The sequence below is a fragment of the Luteolibacter arcticus genome (assembly GCF_025950235.1).
In the GTDB taxonomy this organism is placed as follows: Bacteria; Verrucomicrobiota; Verrucomicrobiia; order Verrucomicrobiales; family Akkermansiaceae; genus Haloferula; species Haloferula arctica.
The window spans coordinates 277812-293870 of the sequence record NZ_JAPDDT010000006.1 but is presented as its reverse complement, the minus strand read 5'-3'; the positions used below and the strand labels follow the sequence as shown (position 1 = coordinate 293870).

Here is a 16059-nt window from a genome sequence, read left to right as displayed (position 1 = left end):
GACACGCCTTACAGCGCTTCCGCGACCCGCATACCATCGAGCGCAGCACTGACGATGCCCCCGGCGTAGCCCGCGCCTTCACCACAGGGGTAAAGACCATGAACTTCCGGATGCTCCAGCGTGTCGTTACGGCGCGGGATGCGAACCGGCGAACTGGTGCGGGTCTCGAAACCTAACAACAGCGCCTCTTTCCCCGCATAGCCGCGGATCTTGCGATCGAAGAGCTTCAGCCCCGTCTGCATGCGGCGGACGATGCCCTGCGGCAGGATCTCGTGCAGTGGCGAGGACTTGCCGCCGGGGAAGTAGCTGGTTTTCGGCAGATCGGCGGAAACCTTGCCCACGAGGAAGTCGGCGACGCGTTGGCCTGGTGCGACCTGGCCGCCACCGCCCGCTTGCTTGGCCGCCACTTCGAGCGCCTTCTGGTAAGCGATGCCGGAGAGCACGCCATGTTCCTGGGCGAAGGAGTCCGTATCCTCCGGCTCGACGGTGACCACGAGTCCAGAGTTCGCGAAGGGCGAGTCGCGACGGGCGAGGCTCATGCCATTCACCACCACCTCGTCATTCTCGGTCGAGGCCGGCACGATGAAGCCGCCCGGGCACATGCAGAAGGAATGCACGCCGCGGTCATCGATCTTGGTGGCCACGGAGTAGCGCGCTGCCGGCAAAAGGTCCGGGCGTTGCTCGTCCTTGCGCAGGTGATACTGCTCGGCATCGATGAATGGCTGCGGGTGCTCGATGCGGACGCCGACCGCGAAGGGCTTGCGTTCTAACAAGACCTTCTTCTCCGCCAACAGCCGGTAGATGTCCCGCGCGCTGTGGCCGGTGGCGAGGATCACGGCATCGCCCGTGATTTCGTCACCCGCCGCGGTGACAACGCCACGAAGGCACCCCCCCTCCACGATGAATTCGACAACCTTGGTTTGGAAACGAACTTCCCCACCGGCTTCGAGGATGGAGGCACGCATCGCCTTCACCACGTTCGGCAGCAGGTTCGAGCCGATGTGGGGATGAGCGTCTGTTAGAATGCGCTGCGGCGCGCCGTGAGCGACCAGGATTTCGTAAACGCGGGCAACCGGCCCGCGCTTGGTGGCACGGGTGTAGAGCTTGCCATCGGAAAAGGTGCCGGCCCCGCCTTCGCCGAAGCAGTAGTTCGAATCCTCGATGACGACTCCCTGCCGCAAGATCGGCGCGAGGTCGAAGCGCCGCGCGGAGGCATCCTTGCCACGCTCCAGCACGATCGGCTTGATCCCACGCTCCAGACAGCGCAGCGCGGCAAACATGCCAGCCGGGCCACAGCCTACAATGACGGCCGTCCTCGCATTCGCAGTCAGCGATGGCGCGGACCAACGGGGATTCACCTCCGCCGACAACGGCTCATCGATCGCGACCTCGAGGCGGAGCTGCACTTTCACCGCCCGCTGGCGGGCATCCAGCGAGTGCTTCAGCAGCCGCACCCCGCTCACCCGCGAGGCGGGCAAGCCGAGCTTCTTCGCCGCGGCAGCTTTCCACGCGCCTTCGTCCTCGGAGGCTTCGAGGGGCAGGATGAGGTCGATCGTCTCGATCATCGGTGACAAGGCGTCATCGCAGGTGCGGGCAAAGCGGGCAAGAGCAAGCTCGTCCACATCAGTAAGCGAGCGCCCTGCTCGCGGAAAGCCGGACATTGCCTGCCCGAGTCAAACCCGCTAGGAAGCCACATCATGAGACTCCTCCATCTCGGGGCACTGCTAGCCGCCCTATCCATCCAACTTTCTCACGCCGTGGAAGACGAAGCAACCAAAGCACTTCAAGATGCGAGGGCATTCGCCGACTCGGGCCAGCATGCGAAAGCCTTGGAACGTCACGAGTGGTACCACGAGAATGCTCTCCGCATCGATCCCGCCGAATACGGAGTGCGCCTTTCTTTCGCCCTCTCGGATTGGAAGGAACTCGCCGACAAGTATCCACCGGCCCTCGCTTCGCTGAAGGCGATCCGCGATCGCGACGCGAAGGCGCTCGAAGACGGGACGGCAGAGGCTACGCTCTTCAACGACGTGCTTTCGATCAACGAAACGCTCGGCGAGGATCCATCCACCATCGCGCTTTTCAAAAGGCTCGATGCGAAACAGCCCGCACTGGCCCAGAACTGCTTCCTCTACGCCCGGGAAGACCTCCTCGCCCAGGGTGATGCGGACCTCTTCACCAAATATGCCGGAGATTTCATCACCTATTTGACCGAGGAGATCGCCCGCCACAACGACGCGGCAAGAATCTACAAGGAGCAAAAGCTCGCGATGGTGGAGGAGCTGATCGAGGACTCCAAGGAAACGCTCATCACCACCACCCTGCAACTTGCCGACATGGCCGCCAAACAGGGCCATGCCGACACCGCGACGAAGCTCAAGGAACTCACTTTCAAGAGCTTCCCCGATCCGCGACTCAAGCCCTGAAGCTCTCAGCTACCTTATCGGCCGCTTCCGCCCGCTGTCGTCCACGGCCACGTAGGCGATGGCGGTCTCGAAAATCGACGGAGCGATCGGGTTGCGGCGGTCGAAGACCTCCACCCTATAGCGAACGGAGGTAGTGCCCTCGCGCTCCTTGGTGCAGCGGATATTGAGGATCGTCCCCTGCCGCACGGAATGGCGGAACTCCACCTTGTCCATGCCGATGGTGACGAATTGACAGTGCGGAAAGTCGAGCGAAGCGGCAATCCAGCAGGCCTCATCGACCCACGCCAGCAGGCGGCCGCCGAAGAGGAAGCCGAAGTGGTTGAGGTCTTCGGGCAGGACGAGGCGGTGCGTTTCCATGGCTCAGATCAACTCAGCGCAGGCGGCGGCGGCGCTTTTCGGTGTCAAATCCGGCGTCGATCGACCACTGGCCGGCACCGGTGATGATGAGGACGAAGCAGGGAATCAGATAGAGCACTGCCATCTCCTTCGCCGCGCCGCCCTTGGCAAAGAACGGATCGTGGGCGTGGACTTGGAATGCAGCCACGCACATCGCGAAGCCGAGCACGAACGCAGCCGGTCGCGTCGCCAAGCCGATGATCAGCAAGCCGGCGGCCACAACCTCCGCCCCGATCGTGGCCACGAGGCTGACCGGGCTGCTCATGAAATTCAGCGGGAAGATCCCGGGCACCGCCCAAGTGGCCTTGAGCTTCTCGAAATTCTGGATCTTCGCGACGCCATGGCCGTAGAGCATCATCCAGCCGATCGTCAGCCGCATCAGCACCAAGCCACTCGAAGCCAACGGGTCACGAGTCCCACAGTCAAAAAAGAACTTCTTCATTCTCATTCCGCGCTCGGGGTGCCGCCCGTACCGCGGGGACGGATGATGATGCGCTTGAGGCGCTCCTCGCCACCGGGCGAGACGCTTTCCACCGTGGTGTCATCGACCAGCACGTTGTGAACGAGCCGACGGTAGTAGGCATTGAGTGGACGCATTTTGAAGGGCTTGCCGGTGGCTCTCACGCCCTCGGCGGCAGCATTCACCTCGGCGGCCAGCTTGTCTTCCTGGATCGCGCGGTAGTGCTCGCAGTCGATCCGGACCCGCGGGGCCTTGGGGAAATGCTTCCGCAGCACCCGGTTGACGAGATACTGCAGGTCATCCAGCCGTTCGCCGTCCTTGCCGATCAGCAGTTCGCTGCGTGGCATGTGAATCTGCAAGCACGGCTCCTCCTCGCTGTCGATGATCTCGATTTCCACGTGAAAGCCGAGATGGCCCAACATGGTATCGAGGATCTTCTTCGCTGCCCCAACGGGTGTCATGGCCGCCATCTAACGATTCTCACGCCCGCCGGTCAATGGCGAGGTCAGCTTCCGGACCATGTCTTTCCAATATCCGCCGCGATTCCGGACAGACGCGACTTCTCCTCCTCGGTGAAATCATGAGGCACCTGCATGCCGATGCCCAGCGTGCCGAGAACGAGCGCCCCATCCGCGGATAAAACCGGCACGGCCAGCGACCCGGAAACCTTCGTCTCGCGGGCATCCGGCCGGGCCACCCCGCCGAGGTTTTCCTGAAGATTGCACAGCTCGACCGGCTCCCGGCGCTCCGCCGCCACCCCGGCGATGCCCTTGCCGAAGGGAATGCGGGCGATCTTCGGCAGCAGGAAATCCGGCACGCCGATCTGGACTACCAGATCCAGCCACTCGCCATCGGCCCGGTGGAGGGTCCCGGTCTGGCAGGAGAAACTTTCCAGCACCCCGGCGAGCCAAGCCCTCACACTTTCCGGATTCGCGAAATCAACGGTCATGCCGTTGTTCTTCCCCCTCCCCGGCCAACGCGGCAACAAGGAAATCTTGCCCGCACCCGCCTTAGCATGAGATGCATCGAGAACCCTAGAAGCTGCGGACAGGATTTCGGATTTACACCCCCGGCTTGCGGTTTGAGATTTCGACCACGTTTGACCCAATAACCCATGAAAGTAGCACCCTTGATGACGCTGATGGCAGCCGCTTGCCTTGTCGGCTGCAAAGAATCCGGCTCTTCCTCCGCCACCTCGAAAATTCCCGTGGATACCTTTGGAAAGCTCTCCGACGGCCGTGAAGCCAAACTCTTCACCCTGACCAACAAGAACGGCCTGCGCGCCAAGATCTCCGACCTCGGCGCCACGCTGGTGTCGATGGAAGTCCCGGACAAGGCCGGCAAGCTGGCCGACGTGACCCACGGCTTCGACTCGCCGGAAGGCTACCTCTCCGACGACAATCCCTACTTCGGCGCCACCGTCGGCCGCTTCGGCAACCGCATCAAGGACGGCAAATTCACCCTCGATGGCAAGAGCTACACCCTCGCCACGAACAACGAACCGGGCGGCATCCCCTGCCACCTCCACGGCGGCAAGGTCGGCTTCAACAAGGTCATGTGGACCGGCGAAGCAAAGCCCGACGCCAACGCCGTGACCTTCACATACGTCTCCAAGGACGGCGAGGAAGGCTACCCTGGCACCCTGACCACCAAGGTCACCTACACCCTCACCGACGCCAATGAGCTGAAGTGGGAAGTCGCCGCCACCACCGACGCCACGACGGTCCTCAACATCGTCCACCACAGCTACTGGAACCTCAGCGGCGACCCCAACACCTCCATCAACGACCACATCCTCACGCTGGAGGCCGACAAGTATCTGCCGACCAATGCCGGCCTGATCCCGACCGGCGTGCAGGCCCCCGTCGCGGGCACCCCGATGGACTTCACCAAGCCGACCGCGATCGGCGACCGCGTGAACGAGGACTTCGAAGCGCTGAAGCTCGGCGGCGGCTACGACCACGCCTGGGTGCTCACGCCCAAGCCCGGCGTTCGCCTCGCCGCCCGCCTGAAGGATCCCAAGACCGGCCGCGTGCTGGAAATCTCCACCGACAAGCCCGCCGTCCAATTCTACGGCGGCAATTTCCTCGATGGCAGCTTTGCCGGCAAGAAGGGCGTGAAGTACGCCCATCGCACCGCCTGCTGTCTGGAGACCGAAAACTTCCCGGATGCGCCGAACCAGCCGTCCTTCCCGACCGCCGTCCTCAAGCCGGGCGAGACCTATACCCACACGATGGTCCACAAGTTCTCCGCCGAGTAAGCAAATCGCGGTCCGAACCGGTTCAATGCGCCCCCACCCGATCATGGGGGCGCACACACTGGCCACTTGCTAGACGAGTGTGCCGTCGGTTGAAATCGCGCACCTGCCTCCTCAACCTACCTGCCTGACCAACCCAAGATGTTCATAGAATTCACCTCGCTTCTCGCCGCCACCGGCGGGGCCATCTCCACGGAGGGAATGGCGAAACCGGATCTCCACGCGATCGACTGGTCGATCATGGCGATCTACCTCGCCTTTGTCCTCGGCATCGGCTTCGCGCTGAAGAAGTACATGAACAGCGCGGACGACTTCTTCCTCTCCGGCCGTTCGATTCCGGGTTGGGTCTGCGGACTCGCGTTCATTTCCGCGAACCTCGGCGCTCAGGAGCTGATCGGCATGGCCGCCTCCGGTGCCGAGTATGGCATCATGACAACTCACTTCTACTGGGTGGGCGCGATTCCCGCGATGGTCTTCCTCGGCGTCTTCATGATGCCGATGTATTACGGCTCGAAGGCCAAGTCGGTGCCCGAATACCTGAAGATGCGTTACAATGAACCGACGCGCGTCTTCAACTCCGTCTCCTTCGCCTTCATGACGGTGGCCTCCTCCGGGATCTCCATGCACGCGCTGGCGGACCTGCTCCACGCGCTGCTCGACTGGAACTACTACGCGTGTCTGGTCGTCACTTCCCTGATCGTGCTCGCCTACGTGCTGAAGGGCGGCCTGAGCTCGGCGATCTACAATGAGGTGCTGCAATTCTTCATGATCGTCTTCGGCATCGCCCCGCTGGCCTACATTGCGTTGAAGAATGTCGGCGGTTGGGAAGGCCTGAAGGCCAAGCTGATGGCGTCCGAACAAGGAGTCGGCGCGATGCACTCCTGGGCCCAAACCGGCGGCACTGAAAACCCGATGGGCGTGCCGTGGTATGGCATCCTTTTCGGCCTCGGCTTCGTCCTTTCCTTCGGCTATTGGACCACGAACTTCGCCGAAGTGCAGCGGGCACTCGCGGCAAACTCCATGGGTGCCGCGCGCCGCACCCCGATCATCGGTGCCATCCCCAAGATGCTCTTCCCCGCGGTGGTCATCCTGCCCGGCCTGATCGCCTATGCGCTTACCAGCGACCCGGCTCCCGGATACGCGATTCCGAACAAATTGGATGCGAACGGTGCCGTCGTGCTGAACGACGCGGGCCAAGCAGTGCTGAACTATAATCAGGTGCTGCCCTCGATGATCTTTCACTATTTCCCGAACGGCCTGCTGGGTCTGGCGCTCACCGCGCTGATGGCCTCCTTCATGTCCGGCATGGCGGCGAACGTCACGGCCTTCAACACGGTCTGGACCTACGACCTCTACAAGACCATGAAGCCGGACCAGACCGACAAGCAACTGCTCGCCATGGGCAGGTATGCGACGATCTTCGGCATCATCGCCGCGATGGGTTTCGCGTTCGTCGCGTCGAAATACAACAACATCATGTCGATCCTGCAACTCGTGTTCGGCTTTGTGAATGCGCCGCTGTTCGCGACCTTCCTGCTCGGCATGTTCACCAAGCGCTCGAATGGCGTCGGTTCCTTTTGGGGCCTGGTGGTCGGCACCACCGCCGCAGTGGTCTTCCACGGCATGAGCATCGCCATCGGCAACGCGCCGGGCGTTAAAGGCGGCTGGATCAGCAGCATGATCGAATTCCCGAAGGAAATGTCGCAGAACTTCTGGATCGCCATCGTGGCCTTCAGCGTGACTTTCGTGGTGAATGCCGTTCTTTCGCTGGTCACCCCGCGCACCAAGTCCGACGAGGAACTCCGAGGCCTCGTTTACTCGCTCACACCGAAGTATCGCGACGAGAAGGAACTCTGGATCCTGCGTCCCGCCGTCCTGGGCTCCTTCGTGATGGTGGCAGTCATCGTCCTCAACTTCATCTTCTGGTAAGAACCCCGAAACTGATACCACCATGGATCTCCGACTTCCTATCGGCTACGTCTTCACGATCTACGGCGTGATGCTCACGGCCTACGGCATCTTCACCAAGGGCGACCCGATGTATGCCAAGTCACTCGACATACCCGTGAACACCATCTGGGGTGTGGTCATGCTCGTCTTCGGACTCGTCATGCTCTTCTTCGCCAAGAAAGCCGGCAAGAAACAAGGCTAAGCCCGCCTGCACTCGTCGGTATTCGCACGAGGCCAATTCCGCCAACCGCGCGTTTCGCGCAAGACCGGCAGAATTGGCCTCGTTTGCTGCCCGCCCGTTTCCACCAAACCCGTTTCTAATATCAATCCATCCATGATTCCCGCCCTGCTTGCCGACGTCAGCCTTGAGGCTGGCAAAATGAGCACGCTCGATGTCGTGCTGTTCCTCGTCGTAGTGGTGGGCGTGATCGCCTTCGGCATCTGGCAGGGGCGGAAGGAATCGTCTGACGGAGCGGAATCGGGAGGAGCCGCCGGCTACTTCCTCGCCGGCCGCGGGCTGACTTGGTGGCTGGTCGGCTTCTCGCTGATCGCGGCGAACATTTCCACGGAGCAATTCGTCGGCATGTCCGGCCAAGCCGCCGACTGGCTGGGGATGGCGGTCTCGTCGTGGGAGTGGCTTTCCGCCATCGCGCTGGTGCTGGTCGCCTTCGTTTTCCTGCCGAAGCTGCTGCGCTGCGGCATCTACACCATCCCGGAGTTCCTGGAATACCGCTACGGCGTCTTTTCCCGGATCGTGATGGCTGTCGCGACGCTGATCATCCTCGTCGGCGTGCCGACCGCCTCGGTGATCTACTCCGGCGCGAAAGTCATCTCGGTCTTCTTCCAGGGCCGCATGGTCATGGGCGCGGACCTTGGCGACATCACCATCGGCTGCTGGATCATCGGCATCTCCGCCGCCATCTACGTGCTGGTCGGTGGCCTGAAAGCCTGCGCGTGGACCGACCTGATCTGGGGCGCAGGCCTGATCGTCGGCGGCGCGGTCGTGATGTGGCTCGCCTTCGGTGCGCTGAAAGTTGCCGACCCGAACGAACTCATCCTGACCAAGGTTGCCAATTCCAGCGCCACCACGGAAAATCTCCAGAACGCCGGTGCCTGGGAACGCTTCACGCTCCTGAACGCCGGCAAGGACGGCGAGGCCGCGGCCCTGCCCGGTGAAAATCTCGCGGGCGGCAAGCTCCACATGATCCGCCCGATCCAGGACCCCGAACTGCCATGGACCGTGCTGCTGCTCGGCATCTGGGTGCCGATCTGTTTCTACTGGGGGCTTAACCAATATATCGTTCAGCGAACGCTGGGGTCAAAGTCACTGGCGGAAGGCCAGAAGGGCATCGTCTTCGCCGCCATGCTCAAGCTGGTGATCCCCTTCCTCATCGTGATTCCCGGGATCATCTGCTTCAATCTCTACCACAAGGACCTGCGGTTCGAGGCTTCCAAGAAGAACGCCGCGACCATGGCGGAAGTCTCCGCCAATACGAACAAGGTGTATCCCTTCACCGAGAACTTCGCGCTGACCTCGCCGGACCAGGCGCTCGCCGTGCTCGTCCACAACTCCCGGGTCACCGGCGTGGCCCACGAAGCGATCCAAGGCGTCTCGCCAAAGGAAATGGCGGCTGCGAATGGAGAACTGCTCAAGAACGCTGCCGGCAAAAAGATCGAGGCCGGCACCAAGTTAATCGGCTACGACTACGATGCGGCGTTCCCGACCCTGATGCGCAATCTTCTGCGTCCGGGCCTCACCTGGTTCGTGCTCGCCGCCATTTTCGGCGCGGTCGTTTCCTCGCTGGCCTCGATGCTGAATTCCGCCGCGACCATCGCCACCATGGACTTGGTCCATCAGGTGAAGAAGGACATGAGCGAGAAGTCCACCGTGCGCGCGGGCCAGTTCTTCACCCTGCTCTTCGTGCTGATCTCCTGCCTGATCGCCCCGGGTCTCGGGGATCCGAAGTTCGGCACCATCTTCAAGTTCATCCAGGAGTTCCAGGGCTTCATCAGCCCCGGCGTGCTGGCGGTCTTCCTCTTTGGCTTCCTCTCGCCGCGCACCCCGCGCTACTTCGGCTGGGTGGGCATCCTGGTGAATGCCGGGCTTTACGCCTCTATCAAATACTGGATCGGCCCGGCACTCGGCTCGCGCGGGCTCTGGTTCCCCGGTGCCACGGACATCTCCTACGTGGACCGCATGGGGCTCTGCTTCCTAATCGTGGTCGCAATCGGCTTCATCGTCACCCTCGCCAATCCGCTGAAGGAGCCGGTCAAGCTGCCCGTCACCGATCTGATCAACCTCGAGTCCTCGAAGTCTGCCAAGGTCTGGGGCGGGATCGCGATCGTCCTGACGATCGTGCTCTACATCGTCTTCGCTTGACCCGGCGGCCGACCCATTGCGGACAGCATTCCCCTTTGCCAAAATCCGGGATTCCTTCAGCATTTCAGCCGACGCCAGCCCCTCCCGCGTGACGTCCATCGCCGGACCGCCCGGTTCAGCAAACGGCCGAGCGCCTCCCTTCCTCCATGTCCCTCGACCTCGCCACCACCCTGACCGATCTCGCCGCCGACGCCGCGGCAGGCCTCCATTACCAATTCGGTAGCGATGCCACCGTCACCGCAGCCGCGCCCGGCCGCGTCAATCTCATCGGCGAGCACATCGACTATTGCGACGGCTTCGTCCTGCCCTTCGCGATCGACCGCTACATCGTGATGGCTGCCGCACTGAATGGCACCAATGAGGCGCGCATCGCCACTGCCCTCGGCGGCGAACCGGCCATCCTGCCGCTCAATGTGAAGCAGGAAGTCACGGCACCGAAATGGGCGAACTACCTGCGTGGCGTCTTCCAAGGCTTCCAAGACCGCGGGCATCACATCCCGGGCTTCGACGCCTACATCATCTCCTCCGTCCCCGGTGGAGCCGGGCTTTCCTCCTCCGCTGCGCTCGAGTGCTGCGTCGCCACCTTGCTCGAGGGCCTGCTCGACACCGTGCTCGATACCAAGGAGAAGGCGCTCCTCTGCCAAAAAGCGGAGCACGATTTCGCCGGCGTGCCCTGCGGCATCATGGACCAATTCGCCTCCGCCTTCGGCAAGGCGAACCGCTTGATCCTGATCGACTGCCAGACCGGTGAGCCGGAGTTGGTGCCGTTTGAAAATCCCGATCTCACCGTGCTCATCGCCAATACGATGGTGCATCACGAGCTGTCCGACGGTGGCTACGCCGCCCGCCGCAAGAACACCGAGGACGGCCTGAAAGTCATCGGCAAGAACTCATGGCGCGATGCGACTCACGCCGATGTCGAGACCTATTGGGATGCCATGGGAGATCCGGTCAACCGCCGCGCCCGCCACGTGGTCGGTGAAATCGCTCGCACCATCGCCGCCGCGGAAGCCCTGGCGAAAAACGATTTCGAAGCGCTGGGCCCGCTCATGGCCGCCAGCCACGACTCGCTCCGCGATGACTTCGAGGTGAGCTGCAAGGAGCTGGACCTGATGGTCGACATTGCCCGCGCCATCGGCCGCAGTGGCGGCGTCATCGGCGCCCGCATGACCGGGGGCGGCTTCGGAGGCTCAACCGTCACCCTGTGCGAGTCCAGGAAGGCTTCCGAGATCGCCACGACCCTGTCGGAGAAATATCGCGAGGCCACCGGCATCACCGCCCAGATCTTCGCCTCCCGGCCGTCGCAGGGAGCGCACGTGCTCTGAGGAGGGCGGGAATCACCAATCACCAATCATCAATCTTCCAATCACCAATCGAAGTGCCTGGAAGAATCAAAGGGGCTCTCGCCCCGGTCGGCGCGTCTCAAAAACGGGATGCCCTTTCCACGGACTTCACCTTCCCGCAGACCTCCGCAATTGGCGTCAGCGGTCCTGCCTCTTTAGGCACTCTGACAGGTGATTGAGAGATTGGTGATTTCCCCTCCCCCACTGGGCCACCCTACCGCTAAACTCCGCGCCTTCGCGTCAGCAGTCCTGCCTCTTCAGGCACTCTGATTGGTGATTGAGAGATTGGTGATTGATGATTTCTTCTCTCACAGCTTCTTCAGCCGGATCGAGCGGAACTCCACCTTGTCGCCGTGGTCCTGGAAAACGATGTGGCCTTTCGCCGCCTTGTTGAAGTGTTCCCAGCCATTGAACTTGGACTTGGCGAGTAGTGCCTTGAACTCATCCGTGGTCGTATCCACATCGGCCGTCACGTTGCCATTGAGGAAAAGCTTCACCTTGCTGCCCTTCACCAGGATCCGGGTCTCGTTCCACTCACCCACCGGCTTCGACCACTCTTCTTTGGCTGGGATGATGTCATAGAAGCCACCGGCGATGTTGCCCTTGTTGGTCTCGTGGGTGTACTTGTGGCCCTCCTGCTTGAAGGAATCCAGGATCTGATACTCCGGGCCGCTGACCCACGGATACTGGTGCTCTTCGGTCGAGCGCCACATAATCCCGGAGTTCCCCTGCTTCGCGATCTTCCACTCGCAGCGGAAATCGAAATCCGCGAACTCGTCCTCCGTGATCAAGTCGCCGCCGCCGCCGGAAGTCAGCACGATCGCGCCGTCCTCGACCTTCCACTGGTCCTTGGGGGCCTTTTCTTTGTAAGTCCGCCAGCCCTTCAGCGACTTCCCGTCGAAGAGCAACTTGAAGCCCTCGCGCTTTTCTTCGGGAGTCAGGGCATTCGGAGCGGAGAACGCGGGCACAGCCATGGCGAGCAGGAGCAGGATGGATTTCATCGGTGAGACTAACGACCCTAGCACACTCCGGGTTTAGGGCGAGTGCGTCATTCTCCGACATGGCATCGCACGGTGCAGAGCCAAAAAGGGGCATCGACATTCCTGTCGATGTGCGCCCGTCCGGCGGAGCACGCGTCGGCCTGTCGCTCCCGCCACTCACCTCAACAGCTCTCAAGCGCCTCACTAGACTCATACAAACCATTGCTCCAAGCAGCCGTTTCATGGACAATGCATTGTGAACAATTCCAGGCGATGGCTCTCTGAAGCTCTCAGCAAAAGGCCAAAGCGCCGTTCATAACTTGTGAATAATCCTCACGAACACTCGCTTCAAGCTGGCGCTGGCACGGATCCGCTCCGGCTGCCATAGATTGCGCGATGAGTTCCCATCGCTTGCATTCCCCCGCGGTCGGATCCGATCTGTCAGCCCTCGTGCGCAAGGGCATCCGCGAGGCAGATCCCGCAGAGACCGGCCCCCGGGACTGGGTGCCGGTGACGCTGGCACTGGAGGATGACGACGGCACCGTCATCGGCGGCCTCTACGGCGCCACCATGTGGCAGTGGCTGATGATCGACGGCCTATGGGTCGCGACCGAGCACCGCGGCCAAGGCCTTGGCCGGCGGTTGTTGCTCGCCGCGGAGGAGATGGCCGTAGAAAGAGGCTGCACGGGATCCTGGCTCGGCACCTTCGATTTCCAAGCCCGTGGCTTTTACGAGGCGCACGGCTACGAGGTCTTCGCCGAGCTGCCCGGCTTCCCGCCAGGACACCTCCACTATCACTTACGTAAGGATTTCGGGAAAGCAGTGAAGTGATCGAGGCGAGAGGAATGCGTCCCCTCCCTATTGGCCCGATGGAATCCTGGACTCTTTCGTAGCGGAACGACTTCGTCGTTCCGGCGGGGTGCAGTCCGCCGGAAAAATCGGACTCGCGATTTCCTGTTAGTGCCCAGCCCAGCCGGAACGACGCAGTCGTTGCACTGCGAATAAAGCTGATCACTTCACCGTGATCAGCTTGTCTTCCTTCGGATCGGCTTCGACGTAGATGTCCTTGTATTCCGAAGCTCCGCCGCCGTGGCGGAACATGCCGATCGGTCCGGCGATAATGCGCTTCTCCGGATCCTTCCGCTCGGCGGGCGTCGGGTGCTGGTAGTGGACGATTTCCACGCCATCGACTGCAGCGCGTAGGGTGCCCTTCTCCAAGTCGCAGAGCATCTCGGTGACGTGCCACGCCTCGAAGTCGCGCGGCCCTATCGCGAGCGTCTCATGGGGGAGATTGCGATGCTTCGGCGGATGGTAGTCCCACATCGCGCCGTGCGGCGGCATGAACTGGAGCCAGCCGGCATTGTCGATCTTCGGCTTGGCCGGATCCTGCGGCCGGTCGCCCCAGAACAAGATGCCGAGGTGATCGTTGTTGATGGGATTCATCCGCGACGTGAAGATCAGACGGAAGCTACCGTAGTCAGCCTTGGTGTAGGCGAGCCGCGAGGTGCCACCGGTGCCGCGCATGGCGCCGTCGACGATGCTCCAGGTAGAAGGGTCGGCGATCCAGCCCTCGAAGTCCTTGCCGTTGAAAACCTTCGTACAGCCAGGATAGGGACTGGAAGGCTCGGCGGAAAGAGGGGCGGTCGCGACCAAGGAGACCATGGCCACAAGCGGCAACAAGGATGCGGATTTCACGGCGCTACCATGCCAGATCGAAACGAATCGGAAAGCACTCGAATGAGTAGCATGTCACAGAACGAAGAAAGGGGGACACGAGTGTCCCCCCTCCTCAAATACTGGCGATCTGTTAGCGAGTCTCAACCCAGCACGTCCTCCATCGCATCGATCAACTCCTGCATGGTGGCTTCCGTTTCGTTGCCCATGTTGGAGATGCGGAAGGTGGTGCCCTTGATCTTCCCGTAGCCGCCGTTGATCAGGAAGTTGTGCTTCGTCTTGAGCGCCTTGATGAAGCCGGACAGGTCGAAGCCCTCGGGCGTCTTGAAGCAGGTCAGCGCGGTGGAGCGGAAACCTTCCGGCGCGAAGTGCTCGAAGCCGCGCTTGGCACCCCAGGCGTGGATCATCGCATTGGTCTTCGCGTGGCGGGCGAAGCGGGCCTCGATGCCTTCCTTCTCGATCTCGCCGAGGATGAACTGCAGCCCGTAGAGGATCGAGATCGCCGGAGTGGACGGCGTGTTGTTGAGCGCGGCATTCTTCGCGAACTCGACGAAGTCGAAGTAGTAGCCGCGGTTCGGCGTGCCCTTGGCGCGCTCCATGCCCGCTTCGGAGACCGCGAAGACGCAGAGGCCGGGCGGCAACGCGAGCGCCTTCTGCACACCGGCGAGCATCACGTCGATGCCGTTCGCATCCATGTCCACCGGCACGGTGGAAAGCGAGGACACCGTGTCCACGATCAGCATGGTCTCCGGGAAGGACTTCACCACTTTCGAGATCGCGGCGAGGTCATTGAGCACGCCGGTGGAGGTCTCGCTGTGGATGAAAGTGACCGTGTCGAAGCCGCCTTCTGCGAGCTTAGAGCGGACGACCTCGGGATCGATCTGCTGGCCCCACTCGACCTGCACCGAGTCGGCATCGTAGCCGCACTTCTTGGCCACATCGAGCCACTTGTCGGAGAAGGCACCGCAGCAAAGGCTGAGGACCTTCTTGCGGGCGAGATTGCGCAAGGCACCCTCCATCACGCCCCAGGCGGAGGAGGTGGAAACGAAAACCGGGCGGGAAGTGCCGAAAATGGCCTGGAGGCCCGGCTGGAGCGAGGCGTAGAGGGCTTCGAACTCGGAGCCGCGGTGACCGATCATGGTGCGAGACATCGCCGCGAAGGTCTCGGGCGAAACGTCGATCGGGCCGGGGCTGAACAATTTGGGCGAGGACATGGCGCGGGGAAAATAGGTGCAGATGCCGGATCGCCAAGGGCGAAGCGTGTTCCCTTCAGCCTCTCCCGCATTCGCTTGGAGCGCCTCATTCGGAATTTCTGAATTTTTAGGGTGGTGTGGCACCGGAGCTGCACTGGAACGCCAAGCCCAAGGTAAGAATTGTCACATATATGAGCAGAATCACACTTTTCATGACCTACTGGGCTGCCATTTCAGTAGTTCACGCCGACTCCCGTGAACTTGAAGTGCCCGTGACCGGCGACACCTCTTCCGCCGCGATTGTAGCAGCGGAAGGTCCCGCATCGCCGGAGGAGCCAAGCGATCCTTTCGCCGTGGCGCTGGCGGTCCTGAACGGTGACGCAAGCGCCAGGGATCAAGCTGGTTCGGAAGCGAGCCCGGAGATCATGCCACCATTGGTGGATAGCTTGCACTCCGAAGAGCACAGCTCCGTTTCTTCCGCGCAGTTGGCGGAGGGCAAAGTGTCCTCCTTCCGGATCGGCGCGGGAAGTGTCGAACAGATCACCGTGAGCGAGGCCGACGGCCTTTGGGTGGGGATCACCGCGGTGGATACCCACGTCATCGAGATCGCCGAAAATGGCGGGATCACGGCAGGCACCTATACGCTGATCGACTATGAAGGCGCCATCGGAGGTGCCGGTTTCAGCGGTCTGGTGCTCCGCGGCACCGCGGATTTGCACGCGGAGTTGGTGAACAACACCGCGGAGACCAAGATCGAACTCGTGGTCTCCGAAGCCGCGGCACCGGCAGCCAGCGGAACCAGCAACCCCGGTGCTTCCGGTCTCTGGTCTCTCTTGGGCAAGATCGGCGCCTATCTCCGCGACGATAAGAGCGTCAGCGGGAACCCCGGGATCCGGGAACTCCTGGGATCGGCAGCGAAGGATTCCGATCAAGACGCGCTCCAGTGAATTGTCACCGCTTCCGCGGTCTTCCGGACGCCGTAGGCGCATGGGTGACCATG

Annotated in this window: 16 protein-coding genes; 8 read left to right on the top strand and 8 right to left on the bottom strand. The window is 62.1% G+C overall.

The genetic code is table 11. From position 1 onward, the window contains the following. Positions 1-8 precede the first annotated feature (8 nt). Positions 9-1565, bottom strand: a complete 1557-nt coding sequence (locus OKA05_RS15530; protein WP_343226972.1) for an NAD(P)/FAD-dependent oxidoreductase — start codon at positions 1563-1565, stop codon at positions 9-11. A gap of 132 nt (positions 1566-1697) precedes the next feature. Here OKA05_RS15530 and OKA05_RS15525 point away from each other — a divergent pair, with 132 nt between their 5' ends. Continuing rightward, positions 1698-2426 carry a hypothetical protein gene (locus tag OKA05_RS15525; protein ID WP_264488082.1) on the top strand — a complete coding sequence of 243 codons (729 nt, stop codon included), beginning with the start codon at positions 1698-1700 and terminating at the stop codon, positions 2424-2426. A gap of 9 nt (positions 2427-2435) precedes the next feature. Here OKA05_RS15525 and OKA05_RS15520 read toward each other — a convergent pair whose 3' ends face one another. From OKA05_RS15520 to OKA05_RS15505, 4 genes are read right to left on the bottom strand one after another with little or no spacing between them, the layout of a single operon-like run. Further along, a complete protein-coding gene (locus OKA05_RS15520; RefSeq protein WP_264488081.1) occupies positions 2436-2783 on the bottom strand; it encodes an acyl-CoA thioesterase in 348 nt (115 codons plus the stop codon). 13 nt (positions 2784-2796) lie between these two features. Then, entirely contained in the window at positions 2797-3264 is a 468-nt protein-coding gene (locus OKA05_RS15515) for a DoxX family protein (protein ID WP_264488080.1), read from the bottom strand. Positions 3265-3266: 2 nt separating this feature from the next. Then, the gene (locus OKA05_RS15510; protein ID WP_264488079.1) at positions 3267-3743 is read right to left on the bottom strand and encodes a Jag family protein; all 477 of its coding nucleotides are present in this window, start codon (positions 3741-3743) and stop codon (positions 3267-3269) included. Between the two features lie 44 nt (positions 3744-3787). After that, positions 3788-4231: a GAF domain-containing protein gene (locus OKA05_RS15505; RefSeq protein ID WP_264488078.1), complete on the bottom strand. Its 444-nt coding sequence runs from the start codon at positions 4229-4231 to the stop codon at positions 3788-3790. A gap of 165 nt (positions 4232-4396) precedes the next feature. Here OKA05_RS15505 and OKA05_RS15500 point away from each other — a divergent pair, with 165 nt between their 5' ends. From OKA05_RS15500 to galK, 5 genes are all read left to right on the top strand, one after another. Continuing rightward, positions 4397-5542 (top strand): aldose epimerase family protein, encoded by a 1146-nt coding sequence (locus OKA05_RS15500; RefSeq protein WP_264488077.1) that lies wholly within the window; start codon positions 4397-4399, stop codon positions 5540-5542. Between the two features lie 138 nt (positions 5543-5680). Beyond that, the gene (locus OKA05_RS15495) at positions 5681-7468 is read left to right on the top strand and encodes a sodium:solute symporter family protein (protein WP_264488076.1); all 1788 of its coding nucleotides are present in this window, start codon (positions 5681-5683) and stop codon (positions 7466-7468) included. A 22-nt stretch (positions 7469-7490) separates the two neighbouring features. Beyond that, positions 7491-7691, top strand: coding sequence for a hypothetical protein (locus tag OKA05_RS15490; protein WP_264488075.1), 201 nt, complete (start codon positions 7491-7493; stop codon positions 7689-7691). 177 nt (positions 7692-7868) lie between these two features. Continuing rightward, on the top strand, positions 7869-9869 hold the full coding sequence (locus OKA05_RS15485; protein ID WP_439331379.1) for a sodium:solute symporter family transporter: 2001 nt from the start codon (positions 7869-7871) through the stop codon (positions 9867-9869). A 146-nt stretch (positions 9870-10015) separates the two neighbouring features. Next, positions 10016-11194, top strand: coding sequence for a galactokinase (gene galK, locus OKA05_RS15480; protein ID WP_264488073.1), 1179 nt, complete (start codon positions 10016-10018; stop codon positions 11192-11194). Positions 11195-11520: 326 nt separating this feature from the next. On the opposite strand, the gene OKA05_RS15475 is transcribed toward galK, so the two are convergent. Then, complete coding sequence (locus OKA05_RS15475) at positions 11521-12213, bottom strand: 3-keto-disaccharide hydrolase (protein WP_264488072.1); 693 nt, start codon at positions 12211-12213, stop codon at positions 11521-11523. A gap of 375 nt (positions 12214-12588) precedes the next feature. On the opposite strand from OKA05_RS15475, the gene OKA05_RS15470 reads away from it, so the two are divergent. Next, positions 12589-13023 carry a GNAT family N-acetyltransferase gene (locus tag OKA05_RS15470; protein WP_264488071.1) on the top strand — a complete coding sequence of 145 codons (435 nt, stop codon included), beginning with the start codon at positions 12589-12591 and terminating at the stop codon, positions 13021-13023. A gap of 180 nt (positions 13024-13203) precedes the next feature. Here OKA05_RS15470 and OKA05_RS15465 read toward each other — a convergent pair whose 3' ends face one another. Both OKA05_RS15465 and OKA05_RS15460 read right to left on the bottom strand, forming a co-directional pair. Then, positions 13204-13887 (bottom strand): 3-keto-disaccharide hydrolase, encoded by a 684-nt coding sequence (locus tag OKA05_RS15465; protein WP_264488070.1) that lies wholly within the window; start codon positions 13885-13887, stop codon positions 13204-13206. Between the two features lie 122 nt (positions 13888-14009). Beyond that, complete coding sequence (locus OKA05_RS15460) at positions 14010-15080, bottom strand: pyridoxal-phosphate-dependent aminotransferase family protein (protein ID WP_264488069.1); 1071 nt, start codon at positions 15078-15080, stop codon at positions 14010-14012. 170 nt (positions 15081-15250) lie between these two features. On the opposite strand from OKA05_RS15460, the gene OKA05_RS15455 reads away from it, so the two are divergent. Then, positions 15251-16006, top strand: coding sequence for a hypothetical protein (locus tag OKA05_RS15455; protein WP_264488068.1), 756 nt, complete (start codon positions 15251-15253; stop codon positions 16004-16006). The last annotated feature ends 53 nt before the right edge of the window (positions 16007-16059 follow it).

Coding starts and splice junctions, on each gene's coding strand:
- OKA05_RS15485 (WP_439331379.1), top strand. CDS start 7,869: ATGAGCACGCTCGATGTCGTGCTGTTCCTCGTCGTAGTGGTGGGCGTG.
- OKA05_RS15525 (WP_264488082.1), top strand. CDS start 1,698: ATGAGACTCCTCCATCTCGGGGCACTGCTAGCCGCCCTATCCATCCAA.
- OKA05_RS15455 (WP_264488068.1), top strand. CDS start 15,251: ATGAGCAGAATCACACTTTTCATGACCTACTGGGCTGCCATTTCAGTA.
- OKA05_RS15460 (WP_264488069.1), bottom strand. CDS start 15,080: ATGTCCTCGCCCAAATTGTTCAGCCCCGGCCCGATCGACGTTTCGCCC.
- OKA05_RS15490 (WP_264488075.1), top strand. CDS start 7,491: ATGGATCTCCGACTTCCTATCGGCTACGTCTTCACGATCTACGGCGTG.
- OKA05_RS15515 (WP_264488080.1), bottom strand. CDS start 3,264: ATGAAGAAGTTCTTTTTTGACTGTGGGACTCGTGACCCGTTGGCTTCG.
- OKA05_RS15495 (WP_264488076.1), top strand. CDS start 5,681: ATGTTCATAGAATTCACCTCGCTTCTCGCCGCCACCGGCGGGGCCATC.
- OKA05_RS15470 (WP_264488071.1), top strand. CDS start 12,589: ATGAGTTCCCATCGCTTGCATTCCCCCGCGGTCGGATCCGATCTGTCA.
- OKA05_RS15530 (WP_343226972.1), bottom strand. CDS start 1,565: ATGATCGAGACGATCGACCTCATCCTGCCCCTCGAAGCCTCCGAGGAC.
- OKA05_RS15475 (WP_264488072.1), bottom strand. CDS start 12,213: ATGAAATCCATCCTGCTCCTGCTCGCCATGGCTGTGCCCGCGTTCTCC.
- OKA05_RS15500 (WP_264488077.1), top strand. CDS start 4,397: ATGAAAGTAGCACCCTTGATGACGCTGATGGCAGCCGCTTGCCTTGTC.
- OKA05_RS15505 (WP_264488078.1), bottom strand. CDS start 4,231: ATGACCGTTGATTTCGCGAATCCGGAAAGTGTGAGGGCTTGGCTCGCC.
- OKA05_RS15510 (WP_264488079.1), bottom strand. CDS start 3,743: ATGACACCCGTTGGGGCAGCGAAGAAGATCCTCGATACCATGTTGGGC.
- galK (WP_264488073.1), top strand. CDS start 10,016: ATGTCCCTCGACCTCGCCACCACCCTGACCGATCTCGCCGCCGACGCC.
- OKA05_RS15520 (WP_264488081.1), bottom strand. CDS start 2,783: ATGGAAACGCACCGCCTCGTCCTGCCCGAAGACCTCAACCACTTCGGC.